Source organism: Algoriphagus sp., assembly GCF_046296635.1.
In the GTDB taxonomy this organism is placed as follows: domain Bacteria; phylum Bacteroidota; class Bacteroidia; order Cytophagales; family Cyclobacteriaceae; genus Algoriphagus.
The window spans coordinates 1-18,858 of sequence record NZ_JBKBKZ010000025.1; the positions used below are offsets into that span (position 1 = coordinate 1).

An 18,858-nucleotide genomic window follows, 5' to 3' on the forward strand; every position below is an offset into this window, starting at 1 on the left:
CCGGCAGGCAGGTGTGACCGATAAAATCAAATTATAATCATATGAAATCGAGCATGACCCGAAGCGACACACAGAGGGATGTTTATAATGCATGCGAAGATTCCACCTGCCTGCCGGCAGGCAGGTGTGGCCTATAAAAATCAAATTATAAACACATGAAACCTATGCTGAAAAAAGTCATCATTCAAGGAATGGGATATTTCTACTTGGTAGCGGGAATTAATCATTTCATAGCACCTGAATTTTATCATCCATTGATTCCTCCGTTTTTCTCCAACCCGGAATTAATCAACATTCTAGCTGGTATTGCAGAAGTATTGCTGGGTTTAGGGGTTATATATTTTCCCACGAGATCGCGAGCTGCATGGGGAATTGTATTAATGCTAATCGCCTTCATACCTGCTCATTGGTATTTTATTCAGATCAATACTTGTGTAGATGGTGGCCTGTGTGTTCCTGCATGGATAGGCTGGGTTAGACTAATTTTAATTCAACCCATTCTCATTTATTGGGCTTATTGGGTTGCTAAAAATCCGAAAATCTATGTCTAGAAATGTGTTTGGGGAGGCCTTGGTACCATGTAGTTTGGATCCATTGACTGGGTTTTATAGAAACGGATGTTGTGAAACCGGACCGGAGGATTCAGGTACTCATACGGTTTGTGCAATTATGACAGAGGAGTTTTTGCTTTTTTCCAAAAGTCGAGGAAATGACCTGATTTCTCCTATGCCTGAATATCAGTTTCCCGGCTTAAAACCAGGTGATAAGTGGTGTCTCTGCGCCCTCCGTTGGTTAGAGGCCTATCGTTCAAACTGTGCTCCTTATGTCTTTTTGGAAGCAACCAATGAAAAAACCCTTGACCTGATTCCACTAGAAATTTTGATTTCCAAAGCCCTGAAATCCGAGAAGTAAGGTTATCAATTTGTTAACTTTACTAACAAAATTGAAAGAAGTACAAACTTTTTTGAACGGTCCTCCGTTTAGCATTCAGACAATTATTTTTGGGATGGAATCAATTTTAAAAAAGATGCGGGTTGAAGTCAATTCTAACCTGTATTTAAAGGAACCTTTCAGCTCGGATTTGGGATCCTTGATCGTAAGTGAAGGGACTCAAATGATCCAAGATATGGGGATAGAGATATTCACGTTTAAAAAGCTGGCTCAACAGATCGGTAGTACAGAAGCAGCGATTTACCGGTATTTTGAAAACAAGCACATGCTTTTGCTCTATCTTAGTGCGTGGTATTGGGCATGGATGGAGCATAATCTTGTCTTTGCCACATCCAATATTAAAGATCCATATGTGCGTTTGGGAGTTGCTGTTCAACTCATGGTTTATGGACCTAGTTGTTTGGAGAATGAATATTTAGATCCCAAACTTCTTCGAAAATTGGTGGTAAATGAATCAATCAAAGGATACCTGACCAAATCAGTAGATGCCGAGCATGAATCAGGTATTTTTGCTCAGGTATATCGTTTTGGCGAGCGGATTTCTTCAATTATAAGAGAAATCAATCCTTCGTATGAATTTCCAAAAACATTGGTTTCCACAGTGATGGAATCCAGTCTTCTTCAATCTTTTAATTCACTTCACCTACCTGGAATGACAGATGCGGGACATGAAGGAACTGAGCGTTTTCAGTTTTTTCACCAACTTGTACTAAAAGCAATCTCCAATGCATAGTAATTCAGATATAACTCCTTTGAAGCGGTTTTTTGGATTGCTCCGGGAAGAAAAAAGCCAGATATATGCCATCTATTTCTATGCAATCCTCAATGGATTCATCACCCTTTCATTGCCTTTGGGAATTCAGGCAATTTTGAATTTCATCTTGGGGGGAAGAATTAGCACTTCTTGGGTGATCTTAGTTGTTATTGTTTCTGTTGGGGTAGCATTTAGTGGTTTTTTACAAATATCCCAGTTGCAAATCATGGAGAAGTTGCAGCAGCGAATTTTCTCCAAAGCGGGACTTTCTATTGCTTACCGACTGCCAAAAATAAAAACAGAAATAATGCATGGGCAATATGGACCAGAAATTGTCAATCGTTTTTTTGATACGGTCAACCTTCAAAAAGGACTTTCAAAAATCCTGATTGATTTTTCGACTGCCCTACTTCAGGTTGTATTTGGATTGCTTTTACTTTCAATTTACCATCCTTCTTTCATTCTTTTTGGGGCAATACTTATTGGTATTTTGAGTTTGATATTTTATTTCTCAGGACCTCGGGGGATGGATACAGCTCTTAAAGAATCAGTCGCCAAATACCAGACAGCCTATTGGTTGGAAGAGGTGGGTAGAACCTTGAATTCATTCAAGCTGGTGGGAAGTACGAGATTACCGATTCTGAGAGTGGATAAATTATTACAGCGCTATGTCGACTTCCGAAATAAGCATTTTTCTGTATTGATTTTCCAATACAAGATGATGGTGATTTTTAAAGTTCTAATTGTAACCAGTTTGCTTGTTGCCGGTAGTTTACTTTTAATTAATGATCAGATTTCAATTGGTCAATTTGTAGCAGCCGAAGTAATCATCATTTTGGTGGTCAATTCTGTCGAAAAATTGATTCTGTCCCTTGAGACTGTCTACGATACTTTGGTTGCTGTAGAGAAGCTCGGTCAGGTGATGGATCTGGAACTTGAGCATCACAGTCCTTCAGAAAAAATTGTTGCAGCACATCCTGAAGGCTTAAAACTCAGCATGAAAGATGTGGTATTCCATCCTCAAGACGCAGAAGAACCAATTTTGAAAGGAGTAACACTTACTGTCCAGCCAGGAAAGAAAATTGTAGTGACTGGACGAAGCGGAAGTGGAAAAAGTGCTCTTATGGCTCTTTTTTCGGGTTTATACGAAGAGTTTGAAGGTACCGTGTTAGTGAATGATCTTTCTCTGGAATACATCAATCTGGAAAAATATCGGGGTATGGTTGGAGATTTTCTAGAGCTACAGGAAATATTCCATGGTTCTATACGTGAGAATATTTTAATGGGAAGAGACTTTGATCAGTCTCATTTAGAATACATTTTAAATCTGGTGGGCCTCAAAGATTATCTATACAAGCTACCTCAAGGCCTTGATGCAATCCTTCAACCAGGTGGGAAAGGTCTCTCCAAATCACTTGCTCAGAAAATTTTGCTTTCGAGAGGTTTCGTCGGTAAGCCAAAGGCCTTAATAATGGAGAATGTCTTAGTAGATTTGGATAAAAAAGTCCTCGATGATATCGTAGACTACTTGTTTAAAGGAAACTGGACACTACTTATGGTCTCTTATGATGATGAAATCCTGAAGCGAGCAGACGAGGTGATTTTGATGGCTTCAGGACAAGTAATTTACCAGGGGAATTATGAAGGTTATATAAATTTAAATAGTTAAGGCAATGTTGAATATTTCTAGGACTAAAATTCAGGAATCCATTCCTTTTAGCGGATCTAAAAGCTTGGTGATGACCTTACCTCAGAAGGAAAATCAACGGAGATTGAGACTACTCACTGGAATTGTAATATCAGCCTTTATCATGCTTTTTCTTCCTTGGACCCAGAATATCCGGTCAAAGGGTTTTGTGACGGCTTTGAGACCTGATCAAAGACCACAAACTATCCACTCAATACTGGCCGGGCGAATCGAGAATTGGTATGTGGCCGAAGGAGACTTTGTAGCCAAAGGGGATACTATCTTGAGAATATCCGAAATTAAGGATGAATACTTTGACTCTTTGCTTCTACCAAGAACGCAAATGCAAGTCGATGCCAAAGCCTCTTCTGCGAGATCATACGGTGACAAAGTAGGTGCCCTCTCCGCTCAAATGAATGCGCTGAAAAGAAACACTATACTCAGAATCCAACAAGCTGAAAACAAGTTGAGGATGGCGGAATTGAGGGTCCAATCTGACAGTATTGAATTGGTTCAGGCCAAAGTGAACTTTGAAATTGGAGAATATCAGCTAGAGCGATCAAAGAACCTCTATGAAGAAGGATTAAGATCTCTCACTGATTTTGAAACTAGGAAGTTGAAATTTCAGGAAGTGCAAGCCCAGTTGATATCCGCCGAAAACAAATTACTTAGCAGCAAGAATGAGTTGATTTCGGCAAAGATCGATTTGGGTGCTATAGATAATGATTTTCAGGATAAATTATTCAAAGCTGAATCAGAAATGTACGAAGCAATGTCTTCGCAGTTTGATGCAGAAGCGAATACCACCAAACTTGAAAACCAATACAGCAATTACGAACGGAGAACGGGACTTAGGCATGTGCTAGCCCCTCAGGATGGTTATATTGCTAAGGCTATTCAGGTCGGTATTGGGGAGACGATCAAAGAAGGTGATGAAATTGTCTATATCGTCCCTGCAAATGCTGAATTGGCCGTGGAAATGTATGTGCAACCAGTTGATCTTCCTCTTCTCAAGATCGGAAACAAAGTCCGATTCATATTTGATGGTTGGCCTGCCATTGTCTTTTCAGGTTGGCCACAAATCTCCAATGGTACATTTGGTGGTGTGGTGGTAGCTATTGACCAATTTGCCGGAGCAAATAATCAATATCGCGTGTTGGTCATTCAAGATCCGGAGGAAGAAGCATGGCCGGAATTATTAAGAATGGGATCTGGTGCAGATGGTATCGCCTTGCTGAATGATGTGCCAGTCTGGTATGAGATCTGGCGTCAGCTCAATGGTTTCCCTGCTGATTATTACACCCAAGAACAAAAAGATCAAGCTGGCTCAACCAAGAAATGAAAAAAAGAACGCTGATTTTACTTTTGATTTTTTGGTCATCTTTAGCAAAAGCACAAGATTCACTCCAACTCAGCTATGAGATGTATATGGAATGGGTACGACTTTATCATCCCATTTCTGCTCAAGCTGAATTAAATCTACGGTTAGGACAGATGGAAGTGCGTCAGGCTAGAGGAGCATTTGACCCGCTGATCTATGGTAATCTTGATAAAAAGGAATACAAATCAACCAATTATTATGATAAACGAGAAGCTGGCTTGAGTATTCCAACCTGGATGGGAGTTGAGTTGAATAGTGCCTTTGAACAAAATACAGGTAGTTTTCTGAATTCTGAAGGCACAGTTCCTGCCGGTGGTTTGATCTCGGCCGGAGCTGCAGTAAACTTAGGCCAAGGCTTGATACTAGACGATAGGAGAGCAGCGCTTCGGCAAGCACAGCTATTCCAACAGGCGAGTGAAGTCGAACGCTCTAGGTTTCTGAATGAGTTAAATCTCAGTGCTACAGATATGTATTGGAGATGGGCTTTAGCTTTTGAAAATTTAAAAGTACTCAAAGAAGGTGTAGATCTTGCGACATCCAGATTCAATTATGTCAAAAGTAGTTTTCTCCAAGGAGATCTCGCAGCAATTGATACAGTAGAGGCCTTTTCTCAATTGCTCAATCGGCAATACCGACTTCAATCAGCAGAAAATGCCTTTTTCGCCACTACCCAAGAGATAAATACCTTCCTTTGGGATGAAAGCGGAAATCCTATGTTTCTGGAGGAAGCGATTATTCCTCAGGGATTGTTTGAGGAGTTCACATTGATACCTGATTTTGAAGAATTTCGAGCGATTATCGGGCGGCATCCTGATTTGTTGATCACAGATTTTGAACTGGCTAGCTTGGATGTAGAGCGAAGACTGAAAGAACAACAGTTACTTCCCACTGTTAAACTGAAATACAATTTTCTCAGTGAAACACTGTCCCAATTTGATGAGTCTCCTTTCTATCAAAACAATTACAAATGGGGCGTTACAGTTTATACTCCTTTATTTTTGAGAAAAACCCGTGGAGCCATTGGCTTGGCCAGGACTAAAATTGATTTCAAACAAAACTTCAGAGATCTCAAAGAACTTCAACTGAAAAATAAACTGGAGACCGAATTAAATAACTGGACCATAATTAATCAGCAGGTGACCACTTTCACGGCAAATGTCGCCAGTCTTGAAGCATTATTGACCGGTGAAATGCGAAGATTTCAAATGGGTGAATCAAGCTTGTTTCTCGTGAATGCTCGTGAAGTTTCGGTTTTTGACTCTCGAGTCACCCTCAATGAGCTCGCATCCAGACTTCGTATTTCTTACGCAAGATCAAGATATGCTGCGGGTTTAGGATTTGAATAATATGCTGAAAATTAATTTATTGCCTCACTTTGTTAAAAGCATTTTCGAAGCTTGAATTCCATTCTAGATCTAGCCAAGTAGCTAAAGCGGTTTTCAGAACATCAATCTCTGATTGACTTTTTGAAACATTCTTAAACCATAGTTTTATTTCCTGCTCGTCTCTGATTTTTTCGGGAGTTCTCAAGTAAAACAACAGCATCGAAATTAGGCATAAACTTAAATTCGGTGGATAATAACCGATAAGCACTTTATAATCCATAAAAATCGGGAGGAGTCGGCTCTTCAATTTCGCAATGCTATTCAGCGAGATATCACTCAATTTGTGCGAGACAAAAGGGTTACGAAACCTATCCAAAACATCATTTGCGTATTTCTTTAACTCATCCCGATCCAGATTAATGGTTGGGATGATTTCATTATCAATGATATCAAGGAGAAATTTTTCCCGATCGGAAGAATTAATCCATTCGCCTACAGTTTGAATTCCTAATAGTAATCCATGGCCTGTCATTGCGGTGTGCGAAGCATTGAGAATTCTGACTTTTCGCAAGGCAAAGCCTGAAATATCTCCTGCCAGAATCACCTCCGAATCACTGGATAAAAAGGGTAAATGTGAACAAACCGACTCAGGACCTTCGATAGCCCAAAGTGCATAAGGCTCTGCCTGAACCAAGAAAGGATCTGACTCTTTAAGCTTTAAATCAAGATGAGAAGGAAAACCAGGTACAATTCTGTCTACCAATGAATTAAGGAATAGCACTTTCTCTTCAATCCATAAAAGGAATTCCGATGAGAGGTTCCAATTTATTGAATGAGCCAAGATAAAATTTCGTAAAAGTTTTCCATTATCAGGTAGTAATTCGCAGGGAAGAACTACCGTTTCAGATTGGGGAATCGTCTGAAATCTTTTGTAGAGCCACTGTGTCAATCTGCCCGCAAAGGATTCCGCAAATTTTTCAAATGGCCCCTCTTCTTTCATCACCATTCCTGCTTCTGTGACATTGGAAATGATCCATTTCAGCTGGGAAGATGCAGCAAAATTCAAAAACTTTTCCTCTTCATCCGGAAGCCTAATCCCGTCCTTGACACAGGTGATTTCACGGATTTGCTCAATTTTTTGTCCATCCTTGAATCCAGCCACTAAGAGATTGTATTTATAATCCTGAGCGGCCAGTTGCTGCAAGCTATTGCTTGAGGTGGATTGTATGATACAGATATTCAGGTTATTGCCATTTTCATTTAAGTCCTGCACCATTGAGCCAAAAAATGCTCTGAGAAAATTTCCGGTCCCGAATTGAAGTATTTGTATGTTGGTGTTGGTCATGTTAGAAGTTTTTAATTATTTAGGAGAAAATAACATTCACCTTTATGTCCGCTTTTGTTTTAGTAGAAGTAAATATCCAAGATCCTCTAGTTTACGAAGAATACAAAAAATTAACACCCAGCAGTGTCGAAGCGTATGGAGGTAAGTTTGTAAGTCGAGGCAGTCCTGTGCAAGTGATGGAAGGGGAGTGGAAGTATGATCGCTTGGTTATGATTGAGTTTCCCACAAAAGAAATTGCACTGGAATGGTACAATTCTAAGGAATATCAACAAGCTAAGAAAATTCGAGAAAATGCTGCTTCGGCCAATTTTTTTATTGTCGGATAATTTTTTTGGCATTTTTATTGGTGTGAAATGCAAATTGAATGGTATTTTATTGAAAAATAGATAAACAACGAAAATCTCAATAAATTAAAAAAGTGAAATAAATATCAAAAAAATTTAATCACCTAAATTAAAAACCCAATGAAAATTAAATTCTATCAATCCTTAGCCTCGTTAGCGTTGCTATCAGTTATGTTGTGGTCCTGTTCTGATTTAATTGACCATGACTTGGAAACCACTGAGTTTGAATCTCCGGATTTAACTTATGAACAAGCCATCAGTCTGTGGCAAGACCTTGATCGTGAGGCAGGTCACTCGTTTGGTTATCGGATGAAATCAGATTACAATTATTTTGAAGATTTTCAGAATAATTTGTTTTTTGTACCCGGTGAAAATTATGAAGAAGGTCCAGCTCCAGGATTCTATCCAGGAACAGGTACAGGCACTGCTACGAGAATGGGAAAGGCGAAAAGTTTCGTAAATCAATTCGCATTTTTTGATGAGACCGGACTGAAAACTATTGGTGCCCCTGTCACAATGTTTTTTGGAGACGAGTTGGATGCATTAGGAATTAAAAATATCCCCAACGAAGTAAGTTCTATCACTGTTGGAAAGAAAAAAGATTCGATTTGGATTAAAAACATTTCAAATACTGTAACTCCAATTAGCAATAATCTCTCTTCCTTCATTGCAGAAGTTGAATTTGTCGGAGGGACTGGTAAGTTTGCCAAATTCAAAGGTACGGGAGTAGTTAGAGGGAATTTTAATCCAATGAATGGAGAGGGAACTTCGGTGACATTAGGCAATCTTAAACACGAAAAATAACTTGTTAAGCTAATCAGAAAAAAGCCGGTTTTCCGGCTTTTTTCATTTCATGGATTTTATAAGGATACTCCACGTTTCCATGGAATAAAATCAAAGTTTTTATTTTGCTCAGCTTTAGTTTTGACTTCACCACTTGCTACCTTAATTATCATTTCCAGAAGTTTGTCCCCACAGGTTTCGATGGTATCTTCTCCCGAAATTACCGTTCCAGCATTGAAATCAATGATATCTGGCATTTTATTGGTAAGCTTATGATTTGTCGAGACTTTAATGACAGGACAGATTGGATTACCAGTTGGGGTGCCTAGTCCTGTGGTGAATAGAATGATATTAGCACCGCTTCCAGCCAATCCTGTCGTGCTTTCTACATCGTTTCCAGGGGTACAGAGCAAATTTAATCCCGGAGTTTTCGCATATTCTGTGTAGTCCAAAATATCTGAAATCGGAGCTGTTCCTCCTTTTTTTGCGGCTCCACAAGACTTGATCGCATCAGTGAGAAGTCCATCTTTGATATTGCCGGGACTGGGGTTCATGTCAAAACCACTCCCGACCCGCTTGGCGGCAGCGTTGTAGGTTTCCATCAGGTGGATAAATTTGTCTGCCAATTCAGATGTTTTGCAGCGATTGATCAGGTTTTGCTCCGCACCGCAAAGCTCGGGAAACTCTGAAAGTATGGCTGATCCCCCAAGCGCTACGATTAAATCTGAGACTCTCCCCAAAGTAGGATTTGCCGAAATTCCTGAAAACCCATCCGAACCTCCACATTCCAATCCAATGACCAATTTATTCAAGGGAACCGGCTGACGTGTAGTTTTATTTGCCTCCACAAGTCCTTCAAATGTCTGATGGATGGCTTTTTGAATTAACTGATCTGTCGTTCCTTCTTGCTGTTGATCACAGATGATCACAGTTTTAGGTTGACCTTTTTGGATATTGGCAAGCTTTTCCATCAGAATACTTGCCTGAGCATTTTGGCAGCCTAGACTTAGCACGGTTGCGCCAGCTACATTGGGGTGATTGATGTAGCCTGCAAGTAATGCGCAGAGGGTTTCGGAATCTTGACGAGTGCCTCCACAACCTAAGTCATGCGTGAGAAATCGGATTCCGTCCAGATTTTCAAAAATTTTAGAGCCTGTTTTTACAGATTTCTCCGCAACCGTTTCCGTATTTTTTTGATTGGTCAGTCCTGAAATCAAGTTTCTGATTTGAAGTTCATATGGGTTGGGAGTGGAAAATCCCAAGGCATTTTCAAAGGCTTCCTGAAGTAATTTTACATTCGTATTTTCGCAAAAAACCAAAGGAAGAACAAGCCAATAATTAGCTGTACCTGCCTGATTATCAGATCTTAGATAACCCTGAAAAGTCTTTTCTTGCCATGAAGAAGTATCGGGTACTGTCCAGTTGAATTGGCTTGAATTTATGGTGTAATCCCTTGTTTTATGATGAATGTTTTGAAGGGTGATGGGATAGCCTTTGGGAATAACCTGAGTTGCCTCTCCTACGATGGTCCCATACATCAAAATATCATCTCCAGGATTGAAATCCTGAATAGCAAACTTATGTTTTGCAGCCACAAAATCCTGAATTTCAAGCTCTAAATTATTCAGGACTACTCTTTGCCCGCGATTAAGATCAGATAGTGCTACTCCAACATTGTCAATTGGGTCGAGAAGTAGGGTGGTATTGTTCATGATTTTTATTCTTAATTTGTTCAAATTAGAAAAAAATAAATTCTTCCATGAAGAAAATTGTCACACTCGGGGAGGTGATGCTACGACTATCGCCCCCAGGAAATCAACGTTTTTTCCAAACCCATTCCTTCGATGTGGAATTTGGTGGCTCGGAGGCAAATGTAGGTGCCGCTTTGGCCTATTGGGGAATGCAGGTTGCACACTTAACTTCATTTCCGAATAATGAGATCGGTTGGAGTGCCGCAGGTCAAATGCGCAAGAATGGAATTAACACGAAGTTTATCCCATTTCTACCAGGTAGAATGGGGGTTTATTACCTTGAGCAAGGCTCCATGCAGCGAAGTTCACAAGTGATCTACGATCGGGTGAATTCTGCCTTTTCTAATTTTGATGGGAAAGATTATAGTTGGGATGAGATTTTTGATGGAGTGAGTTGGTTTCATTGGTCAGGTATCACACCGGCATTATCCAGTAAGTGTGCTGAACTTACACTTCGATCACTTCAAGAAGCAAGAAAAAGGGGCATTACGGTGAGCGGGGATTTGAATTACAGAAGTAATCTCTGGCAGTTTGGAAAGGAACCTCACGAGGTGATGCCCGAATTGATGAAACTGACCAACGTGATAATTGCAGGTTCGCGAGATTTTAAGCAATGCTTGAATGAGGAGTTTAAGAGTTTCACAGAAGTGCGAAATATGGCTTTTGATCGATTCTCTGATTTGGAATATATTGTAAAAACCGATCGGGTATCCCACAGCTCATCGAACAACACCATTTCGGCAACGCTTTTTTCCAATAAGAAAACTTACTCATCCAAATCTTATGAGTTGACTCATATCGTTGACCGTGTCGGTACGGGTGATGCATTTGCAGGTGGGTTGATTTATGGATTGCTACATTTCAAACCCAAGGAAGCAATTGAATTTGCTATGGCCGCCGGTGCGATCAAGCATAGTGTTCCAGGTGATGTGTTGCTGTGTTCCCTTCAAGAAATTCAAGAATTAGCAAGCGGTGAAGCTGTCGGTAAAATCAAACGTTAATGAGAAATCCAACCCCTTTTATCAAAAAAATGCATGCCGGTGGCATGATGCCCATCTTTTTCCATCCTGATGAGCAAGTTTGTTTGGACTTGCTTCATGCAGCTTATGAGGGTGGGGTACGAGTAATTGAAATGGTCAACCGAGGAAAGGAGGCCAAATCTATTTTTCCAAAAATTCGAGCAGCAGCCGATAAGTTGCCCGGAATTTTTCTTGGTGCCGGAACTATTTATCATCCCTTTGAGGCGGAGGAATATATTGACATGGGAGCTGAATTTATAGTGGCCCCTGTGATGAATTCAAAACTTGGTGAATATTGTGCGAAAGTTGATGTGCCTTGGATACCTGGCTGTGGTACAGTTTCAGAGATCTTCTTTGCACAAGAACTTGGAGCAGAGCTGGCCAAGATTTACCCTGCAAATGTGCTGACTCCGGATTTCGTGCCCGCTGTTCATGCTGTTTTGCCGAAAATGGAAATCATCCCGACAGGTGGCGTAGAGCCAACAGCAGAAAGTCTTAAAAAATGGTTTGATGTAGGTGTACTATGTGTTGGTATGGGATCTCAACTTTTCCGTAAGGATCTAATTGCAAAAGGAGCTTTTAATGAAATAAAAGAATCCGTTCACCTGGCGATGGGTATAATTGAATCGATTCGATCCAGCAAATCCTGAACTTGTAAAAAGTTATACAAAAAAATGCCCCCAAAAAGTGTTTTTAACTTTTCGAGGGCATTTGGAGTCATGCCATCTTCTGTCTCTCGACTTCCGTCTCCCTTCTCATTTATAAATCTGGCTGAGGTGTCAATCGCAAATAAGCTTTGATCACTTTGTGCACCTTTGAAATTTTGCCGGAATATCCTCAGTCTTTATTAGTGTAGACACCATTGAGCGATCAGATGCTCCAAGAATATAATTTCCAGCTTTTCAGATGGTTTTAATTTTTAAAATCAAACTGCGGGTAAGAAAGTTGATAACCAGATAAAAAATTTGAACAATGTCGGCTAAATGATATTATTTAGAGATTTACAATCCGTTCTTTACCCCTAATTCGTAAATCAACCAAATCCACAAAATGAAGACTTATTACAATTCTGAAGACCTTAAACAATTCGGTTCTATTGGAGAGCTTCAAAAATCCATGGCAGATAAATTCTTTGCTTATTATGCCGAGGTATTTAAAGAAGGAGCACTGACAGCCCGTGAAAAATCATTGATTGCCCTTGGGGTTGCACATGCATTGCAATGTCCTTACTGCATAGATGCTTATACTACTGATACGCTCGAAAAAGGCTGTGATGAAGAGCAAATGATGGAAGCTGTCCATGTGGCTGCGGCCATCCGCGGTGGAGCCTCCTTAGTACACAGTACTCAAATGATGAATAAAATCAAAGAAATATCCATGTAATCAAGCCTATATTGGTGTTTCTCACTAAGGTTTACCTTAAACACCTGCACACCGATAGGCAGGTGCGAGACTCCATATGGGATGTATGAAACAATATTAATCAAATGAAATCACTCAAAGCGCAACTCCATACTCTGGCAGATCCTGAAGAGGAACTTGTAATTTTAGAAGAAAAACACCCTGGAGGTAGCGATAACAGCTTTAAAAATCACCTGAAACGGATTGGCTTATTTCCTTTAATCCCTACCCAACTCGAAATATTTCAGATCAACATGGGCAAGATGTGCAACCAAGTTTGCAAGCATTGCCATGTAGATGCGGGTCCGGACCGTAAAGAAATTATGACTCGGGAGACGATGCAACTATGCCTGGATGTCATAGCCAAAGAACCGAATCTAAATTGTGTAGATCTGACAGGAGGAGCTCCAGAGATGAATCCGGACTTTAGATGGTTTGTTGCCTCTATCCGATCGATAAGACCAACTATCAAAATCATCGTTCGTTGCAATCTGACCATCATTTTGGCCAATCCGAAATACCATGATCTTCCTGAGTTCTTTAAGGAAAACAGGGTAAATGTGGTGTCCTCTTTGCCCTACTTTTCAGCTATGAAGACGGATGCACAGCGTGGAGATGGAGTTTTTGAAAAGTCCATTCGAGCATTGAGACTTTTGAATCAGGTAGGATACGGCATAGCTGGATCCAATTTGGTCTTGGATTTAGTTTATAATCCTTCAGGTGCATTTCTCCCTGGTTCGCAAATTGAATTGGAAGCGGAGTTTAAAAAGAAACTTCGAGACAAATTTGAGGTTGAATTCAATTCGCTTTTCACCATCACCAATATTCCTATTTCAAGATTTTTGGAATATCTACTACGATCAGACAATTTTGAGAATTATATGGAAAAACTGTTGTCTGCTTTTAATCCTGCGGCGGCACACGGAGTGATGTGCCGAAACACAATATCAATTGGATGGGATGGATTTTTATATGATTGTGATTTCAATCAAATGCTTAACCTTAAAGTAAATGTACCCACTTCTATGCATTTGGCAGATTGGGATTCCTCTGCATTGATAGATCGGTCAATAAAGGTGAATAATCATTGTTTTGGTTGCACTGCGGGAGCAGGTTCTAGCTGTGGAGGTGCTACAGCATGAACAAGGCCGCGTTAATTATATTTCAAAAAAATGCTGTCTTGGGCAAAGTAAAAACCCGTCTTGCTGCATCCGTTGGTGATCAGGAAGCACTCGAAGTTTACCATTGGTTGACTACCTATACACATGAAATTGTGAAGGAGGTCAGTGTCGATAAATTTCTTTTCTTTTCAGATTATATTCCTGAACATTTAGACGAAAACCTAAAAGGGTATCAATTTGAAGTTCAATCTGGCGGGAATCTTGGCGAAAGAATGAAAAATGCTTTTGCTCATCTATTTGCAAGAGGGTATTCAAGCGTTGCGATCATAGGCACTGACTGTCCATACCTAACCTGCAAGGAATTAAATAAGGCTTTTCTAAACCTCAGTGAAGCCGATATGGTGGTAGGCCCTGCTAAGGATGGTGGCTACTATCTTTTAGGAATGAGTGGGTTTTTCCCGGAAGTTTTCAATGAAATTCCGTGGAGCACCTCCAAAGTCCTCGAAATCACATTAGACTACGCCGATAAATTGAAATTAGATTACGAATTTCTGAAAATACTCTCTGATATAGACACCCTGGAAGATTGGGAAATCTTCAAAACTTCAAATAAAATCATACATGAATAATTACTTAGACACGACAGTTGACGTTTACAAACAAGCAGCCCTTACGCCAGACGTAGGGCTATGCTGTACAACCACACCTATTTGGCAATTACCAGATCTGCAGATTCCGAAAATTATGCAGGAAATGAATTACGGCTGCGGAAGCACGGTGCATCCACGCGATCTGGTAAATAACCCAAAAATCCTTTATGTTGGAGTAGGGGGTGGTATGGAGGTGCTTCAGTTTGCATATTTCTCGAGACAAAAAGCCGGAGTCATCGGTATTGATATTGTTGATGAAATGCTAATAGCTTGTGCTGAAAACCTTAAAGTTGCCGAGCAGGAAAACGATTGGTTTCAAAAAGATTTTGTGGAATTAAGGAAAGGGACGGCTCTTCTTCTTCCTGTAGAAGATAATAGTATTGACGTAGCTGCTCAAAATTGTCTATTCAATATCTTCACTCATGAAGATTTGAAACAGGCTTTAGCGGAAATGTTCCGAGTTTTAAAACCTTACGGTCGATTGGTTTTGAGTGATCCAATCACAGAAAACCATATGCCCGAATCGCTTCGAAATGATTCTAGACTTCGAGCACTTTGCTTAAGTGGTTCTCTTTCCCTCAAAGATTATCTTCAGATGATCACAGATGCGGGATTTGGTACAGTAGAGATTCGTGCCAAGCGTCCTTATAGGATTTTGGATCCGGGACATTATGATACTAAAGATTTGATATTTCTTGATTCTGTAGAAGTTTGTGCCATCAAAGATCCAATGCCATCTGACGGCCCGTGTATTTTTACCGGAAAAACAGCCATTTATTACGGTAGCGAAGAATATTTTGACGATCACAAAGGACATGTGCTGATGAATAATCAACCTTTGTCAGTTTGTGATAAAACTGCCGCTGCAATTTCTAACTTGGGTAGAAATGATATTTATGTCTCAGAATCTACTTACTTCTACGATGGGGGTGGCTGCTGCTAGCCAAAGACTCGCGTTACTATTTGTGTTGTTTGTTTTAGCCCATCAAACTGGATTTGGTCAGGGTGTGGTTAATGAGCGCCATTATGAGATCTCAGTATTAGGCTTTAACATTGGAGAAATGACTGCTAACAGATCCAAGATAGCGGACAGTACTGTATACAAAGTGAAGAGTAATGTCAGCTTTTGGTTTCTGGGTAAAGTGAATGTGGATTTTAGAGTAGATACCCGACTGGCAGGAAATCAGATCGTTTGGGCAAAAAGTAATTCCTCCAGCAATAAAGGTGATTTCAACTCTGAGATAAAGTGGAACGGAAAGTTCTACGACGTGGACGCGTCCACTTACAAGTTTGAAAATAAAAAATCAATTAATGAGCCTGTGGCTCTCAGCAGCGCTATGCTTTTTTTTAACGAACCTAAAGATAATCAAGCTTTATTAGGGGAAGCTTTTGGACTAGTTTCAAGGGTAAAAAAGCTCAGTGCAACTAGCTATGAAGTAACCATCAATGGCAATACTAATCGCTACTATTACGAAAATGGTGTGATGGTAAAAGCCGAAATGCAAAGTCCAATAAAAAATTATGTAATTAAATTAGTGAAGTAGTGGAGTTTATGAAGTTGTCAGTTATCATTCCTACGCTGAATGAAGCTGAAAATATCAAAGAGCTGATTCCTTTATTACAAAAGTTTGGGGGCGATTTTATTTCTGAGATTATTGTAGTGGATGGAGGTAGCCGAGATGATACTTGCGACATTGCGGAATATTTGGGTGCTAAGGTTTTGAAAACCGAAATAAGGTCAAGAGCAGTTCAGCTGAATTTGGGAGCGGGTTTCGCCACTGCTAACACGCTTTACTTTGTACATGCAGATACAAGACCATTAAAATCTTTTGCCACCGATCTTCAAAGTGCCTTAATCAAAGGCTACAAATCTGGGTGTTTCCGATACGAATTTGATTCGAATAATTTTTTGTTGAGGTTAAATTCTTGGTTTACACGCTTCAACGGGCTTTTTTCAGGGGGAGGGGATCAAACTTTGTTTATTACCCGTGATTTTTTCAATACATTAGGTGGATATGATACTAAGTTTTGTTTCATGGAGGATTTTGAATTAGTCAAAAGAATCAAAAAACGGACAAAATTTTATATCATTCCGAAGACCATTACCGTATCAGCGAGAAAATACAGGGATAATTCCTGGATTAGGGTACAACTTGTTAATTTGTATGTATTCACGCTTTTTCATATTGGTGTGGCGCCGGAGAAGCTAAAAAAATCATATTCAATACTTCTTTACCATGGGTCAAATTCTTGATAAGTCTTACCAAATCAATGGAATTCAACAAATAGGAATAGGAGTAAAAAACGTCCATGAAGCATGGGCATGGTACCGAAAGGCTTTCTCTATGGATGTTCCTGTTTTTGAAGATGAGGCTACTGCCAATCTGATGACTCGATACACGGATGGCATAGCTGAAAGTAGACATGCTGTCCTGGCCTTGAATATGCAAGGTGGCGGTGGCTTTGAAATTTGGCAATTCACAAGTAGAACACCTAATTCCACGGATTTTGAGATTTTACCAGGTGATTTAGGTATCTACGCTGTAAAAATTCGTGTTAGAGATATCAATCAGGCTTTTGAACATTTAAAAAGTCTAAGTTCCGAGATTCTTTCTCCTGTATCCAAAACCCCAAACGGAGCAGGTACTTTTTTTCTCAAAGATCCATTCAACAATGTTTTTCAAGTAGTAGAAGCCACGAATTGGTTTTCCGAGAATTCTTCTCCAACAGGAGGCGTTTTGGGTGTGGTAATCGGTGTTTCTGATTTGGAAAAATCCATTCCACTCTACAGAGATATTTTAGGTTTCTCAGTGTTGAATTATAAAGAGGAGGGAATTTACCCTGAAATTCCAGGAGAAGAATTAACCTATAAACGGGCGCTTCTCTCTATGCCTGACGGATGTAACACAGGAGCTTTTGGCGCGTTGCTTTGTCCGGCACAGATTGAATTGATTGAAGTGAAGGAGCGGGAAGGCAGACACATATTTAAAGATAGACTCTGGGGAGATTTAGGATTTATCCATTGCTGCCTTGATGTCAATGGTATGCAAAACCTAAAGAAAAAAGCAGGGGAGGCAGGTTTTCCATTTACTGTAGATAGTGAAGACAGCTTTGATATGGGCAGTGCTTCAGGCCATTTCGGATATCTCGAGGACTTGGATCAGACGCTGATCGAATTCGTAGAGACCCACCGAGTACCGATTCTTCAGAAGTGGAATCTTTACTTAAACTTAAAAAACCGGGACCCAAAAAAGAATTTGCCACGGTTTTTGGTGAAGCTTTTGGCACTAAACAGGGTCAAGCCTTAATTCCAGAAATCTTTTCAACCAAATCAACCAATCTATTGGCATAGCCAGATTCGTTGTCATACCAGCCTACGACCTTTACTAAATTTCCTTTTGCTGAGGTAAGTGCTTCATCAATGATGCACGAATGTATATTTCCTAGAATGTCCATAGATACGATAGGATCAGATTCTACTTGCAAAAAGCCTTTCAGTTTTCCCGACTCAGCGGTTTGGTATGCAGCGTTAATTTGTTCAGCAGTAACCTCTTGCTTTAACTCCACAATCAAATCAGTTAATGATCCATCCGGAACAGGTACGCGCATTGCGGAAGCTTCGATTTTCCCAGTCAGCTTCGGCAGAATCCTGTCTAGGGCTTTGCCAGCGTTCGTTGTGGTTGGGATGATGGAGTAAGCAGCAGCTCTAGCACGTCGCAAATCTCTGTGCGGTGCATCATGTAGATTTTGATCGTTGGTATAAGAATGAACAGTGGAAGCATAGCCTTTCACAACACCAAAATTTTCCTCCAACACCTGAATCATCGGTGCGAGGCAATTTGTAGTGCAGGAAGCATTGGAAATGATTGTTTCGGTTCCATTAAGGATGGAATCATTGACGCCAAGTACTACCATAGGAATACTTTCATCCTGAACAGGAGCGGAAATGATTACTTTTTTGGCACCTGCTTTCAAATGTTTTTCAGCACCTTCTCGGGTTGTAAATCTACCAGTACATTCAATCACGATATCAATACCAAGTTCTTTCCAGGGTAATTCCTCAGGATTTGATTTTGAAAAAAGCTGGATGGGTTGATCATTTAAGAAAAGGAGGCTTTCTTCTAAAGTGACTTTTCCATCAAATTTCCCATGAACTGAATCGTATTTCAATAAATGCGCGATTGCTGTAGGGTCTGCGAGATCATTTATCGCAACTAATTGTAGTCTAGGATTTAGAAATAGAAGCTTAGCAGTATATCTTCCGATTCGCCCAAAACCATTGATCGCAATTTTTGTAATAGGAGTTTGATTTAGCATATGCAGTTTACTGGAGGGCGAAATTAATT

At 40.1% G+C, this 18,858-nt stretch carries 20 protein-coding genes; 17 read left to right on the forward strand and 3 right to left on the reverse strand.

What is annotated here, in order from left to right:
* Window positions 1–155: 155 nt before the first annotated feature.
* From ACK4HU_RS16350 to ACK4HU_RS16375, 6 genes are all read left to right on the forward strand, one after another.
* Window positions 156–551 (forward strand): hypothetical protein, encoded by a 396-nt coding sequence (locus tag ACK4HU_RS16350; protein ID WP_409808555.1) that lies wholly within the window; start codon window positions 156–158, stop codon window positions 549–551.
* Window positions 544–912, forward strand: a complete 369-nt coding sequence (locus ACK4HU_RS16355) for a DUF2237 family protein (RefSeq protein WP_409808556.1) — start codon at window positions 544–546, stop codon at window positions 910–912. The genes ACK4HU_RS16350 and ACK4HU_RS16355 overlap by 8 nt, the downstream gene beginning before the upstream one ends.
* A gap of 94 nt (window positions 913–1,006) precedes the next feature.
* Window positions 1,007–1,684 (forward strand): TetR/AcrR family transcriptional regulator, encoded by a 678-nt coding sequence (locus ACK4HU_RS16360; protein ID WP_409808558.1) that lies wholly within the window; start codon window positions 1,007–1,009, stop codon window positions 1,682–1,684.
* Window positions 1,677–3,374 (forward strand): peptidase domain-containing ABC transporter, encoded by a 1,698-nt coding sequence (locus ACK4HU_RS16365; protein WP_409808560.1) that lies wholly within the window; start codon window positions 1,677–1,679, stop codon window positions 3,372–3,374. The genes ACK4HU_RS16360 and ACK4HU_RS16365 overlap by 8 nt, the downstream gene beginning before the upstream one ends.
* Before the next feature lie 4 nt (window positions 3,375–3,378).
* Window positions 3,379–4,734 (forward strand): HlyD family secretion protein, encoded by a 1,356-nt coding sequence (locus tag ACK4HU_RS16370; protein WP_409808562.1) that lies wholly within the window; start codon window positions 3,379–3,381, stop codon window positions 4,732–4,734.
* The gene (locus ACK4HU_RS16375) at window positions 4,731–6,119 is read left to right on the forward strand and encodes a TolC family protein (RefSeq protein WP_409808564.1); all 1,389 of its coding nucleotides are present in this window, start codon (window positions 4,731–4,733) and stop codon (window positions 6,117–6,119) included. The genes ACK4HU_RS16370 and ACK4HU_RS16375 overlap by 4 nt, the downstream gene beginning before the upstream one ends.
* A gap of 16 nt (window positions 6,120–6,135) precedes the next feature.
* On the opposite strand, the gene ACK4HU_RS16380 is transcribed toward ACK4HU_RS16375, so the two are convergent.
* On the reverse strand, window positions 6,136–7,443 hold the full coding sequence (locus tag ACK4HU_RS16380) for a tagaturonate reductase (protein WP_409808566.1): 1,308 nt from the start codon (window positions 7,441–7,443) through the stop codon (window positions 6,136–6,138).
* Window positions 7,444–7,487: 44 nt separating this feature from the next.
* Here ACK4HU_RS16380 and ACK4HU_RS16385 point away from each other — a divergent pair, with 44 nt between their 5' ends.
* Both ACK4HU_RS16385 and ACK4HU_RS16390 read left to right on the forward strand, forming a co-directional pair.
* Window positions 7,488–7,769: a DUF1330 domain-containing protein gene (locus tag ACK4HU_RS16385; RefSeq protein WP_409808567.1), complete on the forward strand. Its 282-nt coding sequence runs from the start codon at window positions 7,488–7,490 to the stop codon at window positions 7,767–7,769.
* Between the two features lie 138 nt (window positions 7,770–7,907).
* The gene (locus ACK4HU_RS16390; RefSeq protein ID WP_409808569.1) at window positions 7,908–8,591 is read left to right on the forward strand and encodes a hypothetical protein; all 684 of its coding nucleotides are present in this window, start codon (window positions 7,908–7,910) and stop codon (window positions 8,589–8,591) included.
* A 56-nt stretch (window positions 8,592–8,647) separates the two neighbouring features.
* On the opposite strand, the gene ACK4HU_RS16395 is transcribed toward ACK4HU_RS16390, so the two are convergent.
* Window positions 8,648–10,282, reverse strand: a complete 1,635-nt coding sequence (locus ACK4HU_RS16395) for a UxaA family hydrolase (protein ID WP_409808571.1) — start codon at window positions 10,280–10,282, stop codon at window positions 8,648–8,650.
* A gap of 47 nt (window positions 10,283–10,329) precedes the next feature.
* On the opposite strand from ACK4HU_RS16395, the gene ACK4HU_RS16400 reads away from it, so the two are divergent.
* The 9 genes from ACK4HU_RS16400 (at window position 10,330) to ACK4HU_RS16440 (ending at window position 17,820) form a co-directional block, all read left to right on the forward strand.
* Window positions 10,330–11,322, forward strand: a complete 993-nt coding sequence (locus ACK4HU_RS16400) for a PfkB family carbohydrate kinase (RefSeq protein WP_409808573.1) — start codon at window positions 10,330–10,332, stop codon at window positions 11,320–11,322.
* Complete coding sequence (locus tag ACK4HU_RS16405; RefSeq protein ID WP_409808574.1) at window positions 11,322–11,990, forward strand: bifunctional 4-hydroxy-2-oxoglutarate aldolase/2-dehydro-3-deoxy-phosphogluconate aldolase; 669 nt, start codon at window positions 11,322–11,324, stop codon at window positions 11,988–11,990. The genes ACK4HU_RS16400 and ACK4HU_RS16405 overlap by 1 nt, the downstream gene beginning before the upstream one ends.
* Before the next feature lie 400 nt (window positions 11,991–12,390).
* Complete coding sequence (locus ACK4HU_RS16410) at window positions 12,391–12,723, forward strand: arsenosugar biosynthesis-associated peroxidase-like protein (protein ID WP_409808576.1); 333 nt, start codon at window positions 12,391–12,393, stop codon at window positions 12,721–12,723.
* A gap of 104 nt (window positions 12,724–12,827) precedes the next feature.
* On the forward strand, window positions 12,828–13,883 hold the full coding sequence (gene arsS / locus ACK4HU_RS16415) for an arsenosugar biosynthesis radical SAM (seleno)protein ArsS (protein ID WP_409808578.1): 1,056 nt from the start codon (window positions 12,828–12,830) through the stop codon (window positions 13,881–13,883).
* Window positions 13,880–14,491: a TIGR04282 family arsenosugar biosynthesis glycosyltransferase gene (locus ACK4HU_RS16420; protein WP_409808579.1), complete on the forward strand. Its 612-nt coding sequence runs from the start codon at window positions 13,880–13,882 to the stop codon at window positions 14,489–14,491. Before arsS ends, ACK4HU_RS16420 begins: the two co-directional genes overlap by 4 nt.
* Window positions 14,484–15,455, forward strand: a complete 972-nt coding sequence (arsM, locus tag ACK4HU_RS16425) for an arsenosugar biosynthesis arsenite methyltransferase ArsM (RefSeq protein WP_409808581.1) — start codon at window positions 14,484–14,486, stop codon at window positions 15,453–15,455. The genes ACK4HU_RS16420 and arsM overlap by 8 nt, the downstream gene beginning before the upstream one ends.
* On the forward strand, window positions 15,409–16,056 hold the full coding sequence (locus ACK4HU_RS16430; RefSeq protein ID WP_409808583.1) for a DUF6134 family protein: 648 nt from the start codon (window positions 15,409–15,411) through the stop codon (window positions 16,054–16,056). Before arsM ends, ACK4HU_RS16430 begins: the two co-directional genes overlap by 47 nt.
* A gap of 8 nt (window positions 16,057–16,064) precedes the next feature.
* Window positions 16,065–16,766 carry a TIGR04283 family arsenosugar biosynthesis glycosyltransferase gene (locus ACK4HU_RS16435; protein ID WP_409808585.1) on the forward strand — a complete coding sequence of 234 codons (702 nt, stop codon included), beginning with the start codon at window positions 16,065–16,067 and terminating at the stop codon, window positions 16,764–16,766.
* Window positions 16,750–17,820, forward strand: coding sequence for a VOC family protein (locus ACK4HU_RS16440; protein WP_409808587.1), 1,071 nt, complete (start codon window positions 16,750–16,752; stop codon window positions 17,818–17,820). The genes ACK4HU_RS16435 and ACK4HU_RS16440 overlap by 17 nt, the downstream gene beginning before the upstream one ends.
* Here the strand turns inward: ACK4HU_RS16440 and gap are convergent.
* Window positions 17,810–18,829, reverse strand: a complete 1,020-nt coding sequence (gap, locus tag ACK4HU_RS16445) for a type I glyceraldehyde-3-phosphate dehydrogenase (RefSeq protein WP_409808589.1) — start codon at window positions 18,827–18,829, stop codon at window positions 17,810–17,812. The genes ACK4HU_RS16440 and gap overlap by 11 nt on opposite strands.
* Window positions 18,830–18,858 lie beyond the last annotated feature (29 nt).

Coding starts and splice junctions, on each gene's coding strand:
- ACK4HU_RS16350 (WP_409808555.1), top strand. CDS start 156: ATGAAACCTATGCTGAAAAAAGTCATCATTCAAGGAATGGGATATTTC.
- ACK4HU_RS16355 (WP_409808556.1), top strand. CDS start 544: ATGTCTAGAAATGTGTTTGGGGAGGCCTTGGTACCATGTAGTTTGGAT.
- ACK4HU_RS16360 (WP_409808558.1), top strand. CDS start 1,007: ATGGAATCAATTTTAAAAAAGATGCGGGTTGAAGTCAATTCTAACCTG.
- ACK4HU_RS16365 (WP_409808560.1), top strand. CDS start 1,677: ATGCATAGTAATTCAGATATAACTCCTTTGAAGCGGTTTTTTGGATTG.
- ACK4HU_RS16370 (WP_409808562.1), top strand. CDS start 3,379: ATGTTGAATATTTCTAGGACTAAAATTCAGGAATCCATTCCTTTTAGC.
- ACK4HU_RS16375 (WP_409808564.1), top strand. CDS start 4,731: ATGAAAAAAAGAACGCTGATTTTACTTTTGATTTTTTGGTCATCTTTA.
- ACK4HU_RS16380 (WP_409808566.1), bottom strand. CDS start 7,443: ATGACCAACACCAACATACAAATACTTCAATTCGGGACCGGAAATTTT.
- ACK4HU_RS16385 (WP_409808567.1), top strand. CDS start 7,488: ATGTCCGCTTTTGTTTTAGTAGAAGTAAATATCCAAGATCCTCTAGTT.
- ACK4HU_RS16390 (WP_409808569.1), top strand. CDS start 7,908: ATGAAAATTAAATTCTATCAATCCTTAGCCTCGTTAGCGTTGCTATCA.
- ACK4HU_RS16395 (WP_409808571.1), bottom strand. CDS start 10,282: ATGAACAATACCACCCTACTTCTCGACCCAATTGACAATGTTGGAGTA.
- ACK4HU_RS16400 (WP_409808573.1), top strand. CDS start 10,330: ATGAAGAAAATTGTCACACTCGGGGAGGTGATGCTACGACTATCGCCC.
- ACK4HU_RS16405 (WP_409808574.1), top strand. CDS start 11,322: ATGAGAAATCCAACCCCTTTTATCAAAAAAATGCATGCCGGTGGCATG.
- ACK4HU_RS16410 (WP_409808576.1), top strand. CDS start 12,391: ATGAAGACTTATTACAATTCTGAAGACCTTAAACAATTCGGTTCTATT.
- arsS (WP_409808578.1), top strand. CDS start 12,828: ATGAAATCACTCAAAGCGCAACTCCATACTCTGGCAGATCCTGAAGAG.
- ACK4HU_RS16420 (WP_409808579.1), top strand. CDS start 13,880: ATGAACAAGGCCGCGTTAATTATATTTCAAAAAAATGCTGTCTTGGGC.
- arsM (WP_409808581.1), top strand. CDS start 14,484: ATGAATAATTACTTAGACACGACAGTTGACGTTTACAAACAAGCAGCC.
- ACK4HU_RS16430 (WP_409808583.1), top strand. CDS start 15,409: ATGTCTCAGAATCTACTTACTTCTACGATGGGGGTGGCTGCTGCTAGC.
- ACK4HU_RS16435 (WP_409808585.1), top strand. CDS start 16,065: ATGAAGTTGTCAGTTATCATTCCTACGCTGAATGAAGCTGAAAATATC.
- ACK4HU_RS16440 (WP_409808587.1), top strand. CDS start 16,750: ATGGGTCAAATTCTTGATAAGTCTTACCAAATCAATGGAATTCAACAA.
- gap (WP_409808589.1), bottom strand. CDS start 18,829: ATGCTAAATCAAACTCCTATTACAAAAATTGCGATCAATGGTTTTGGG.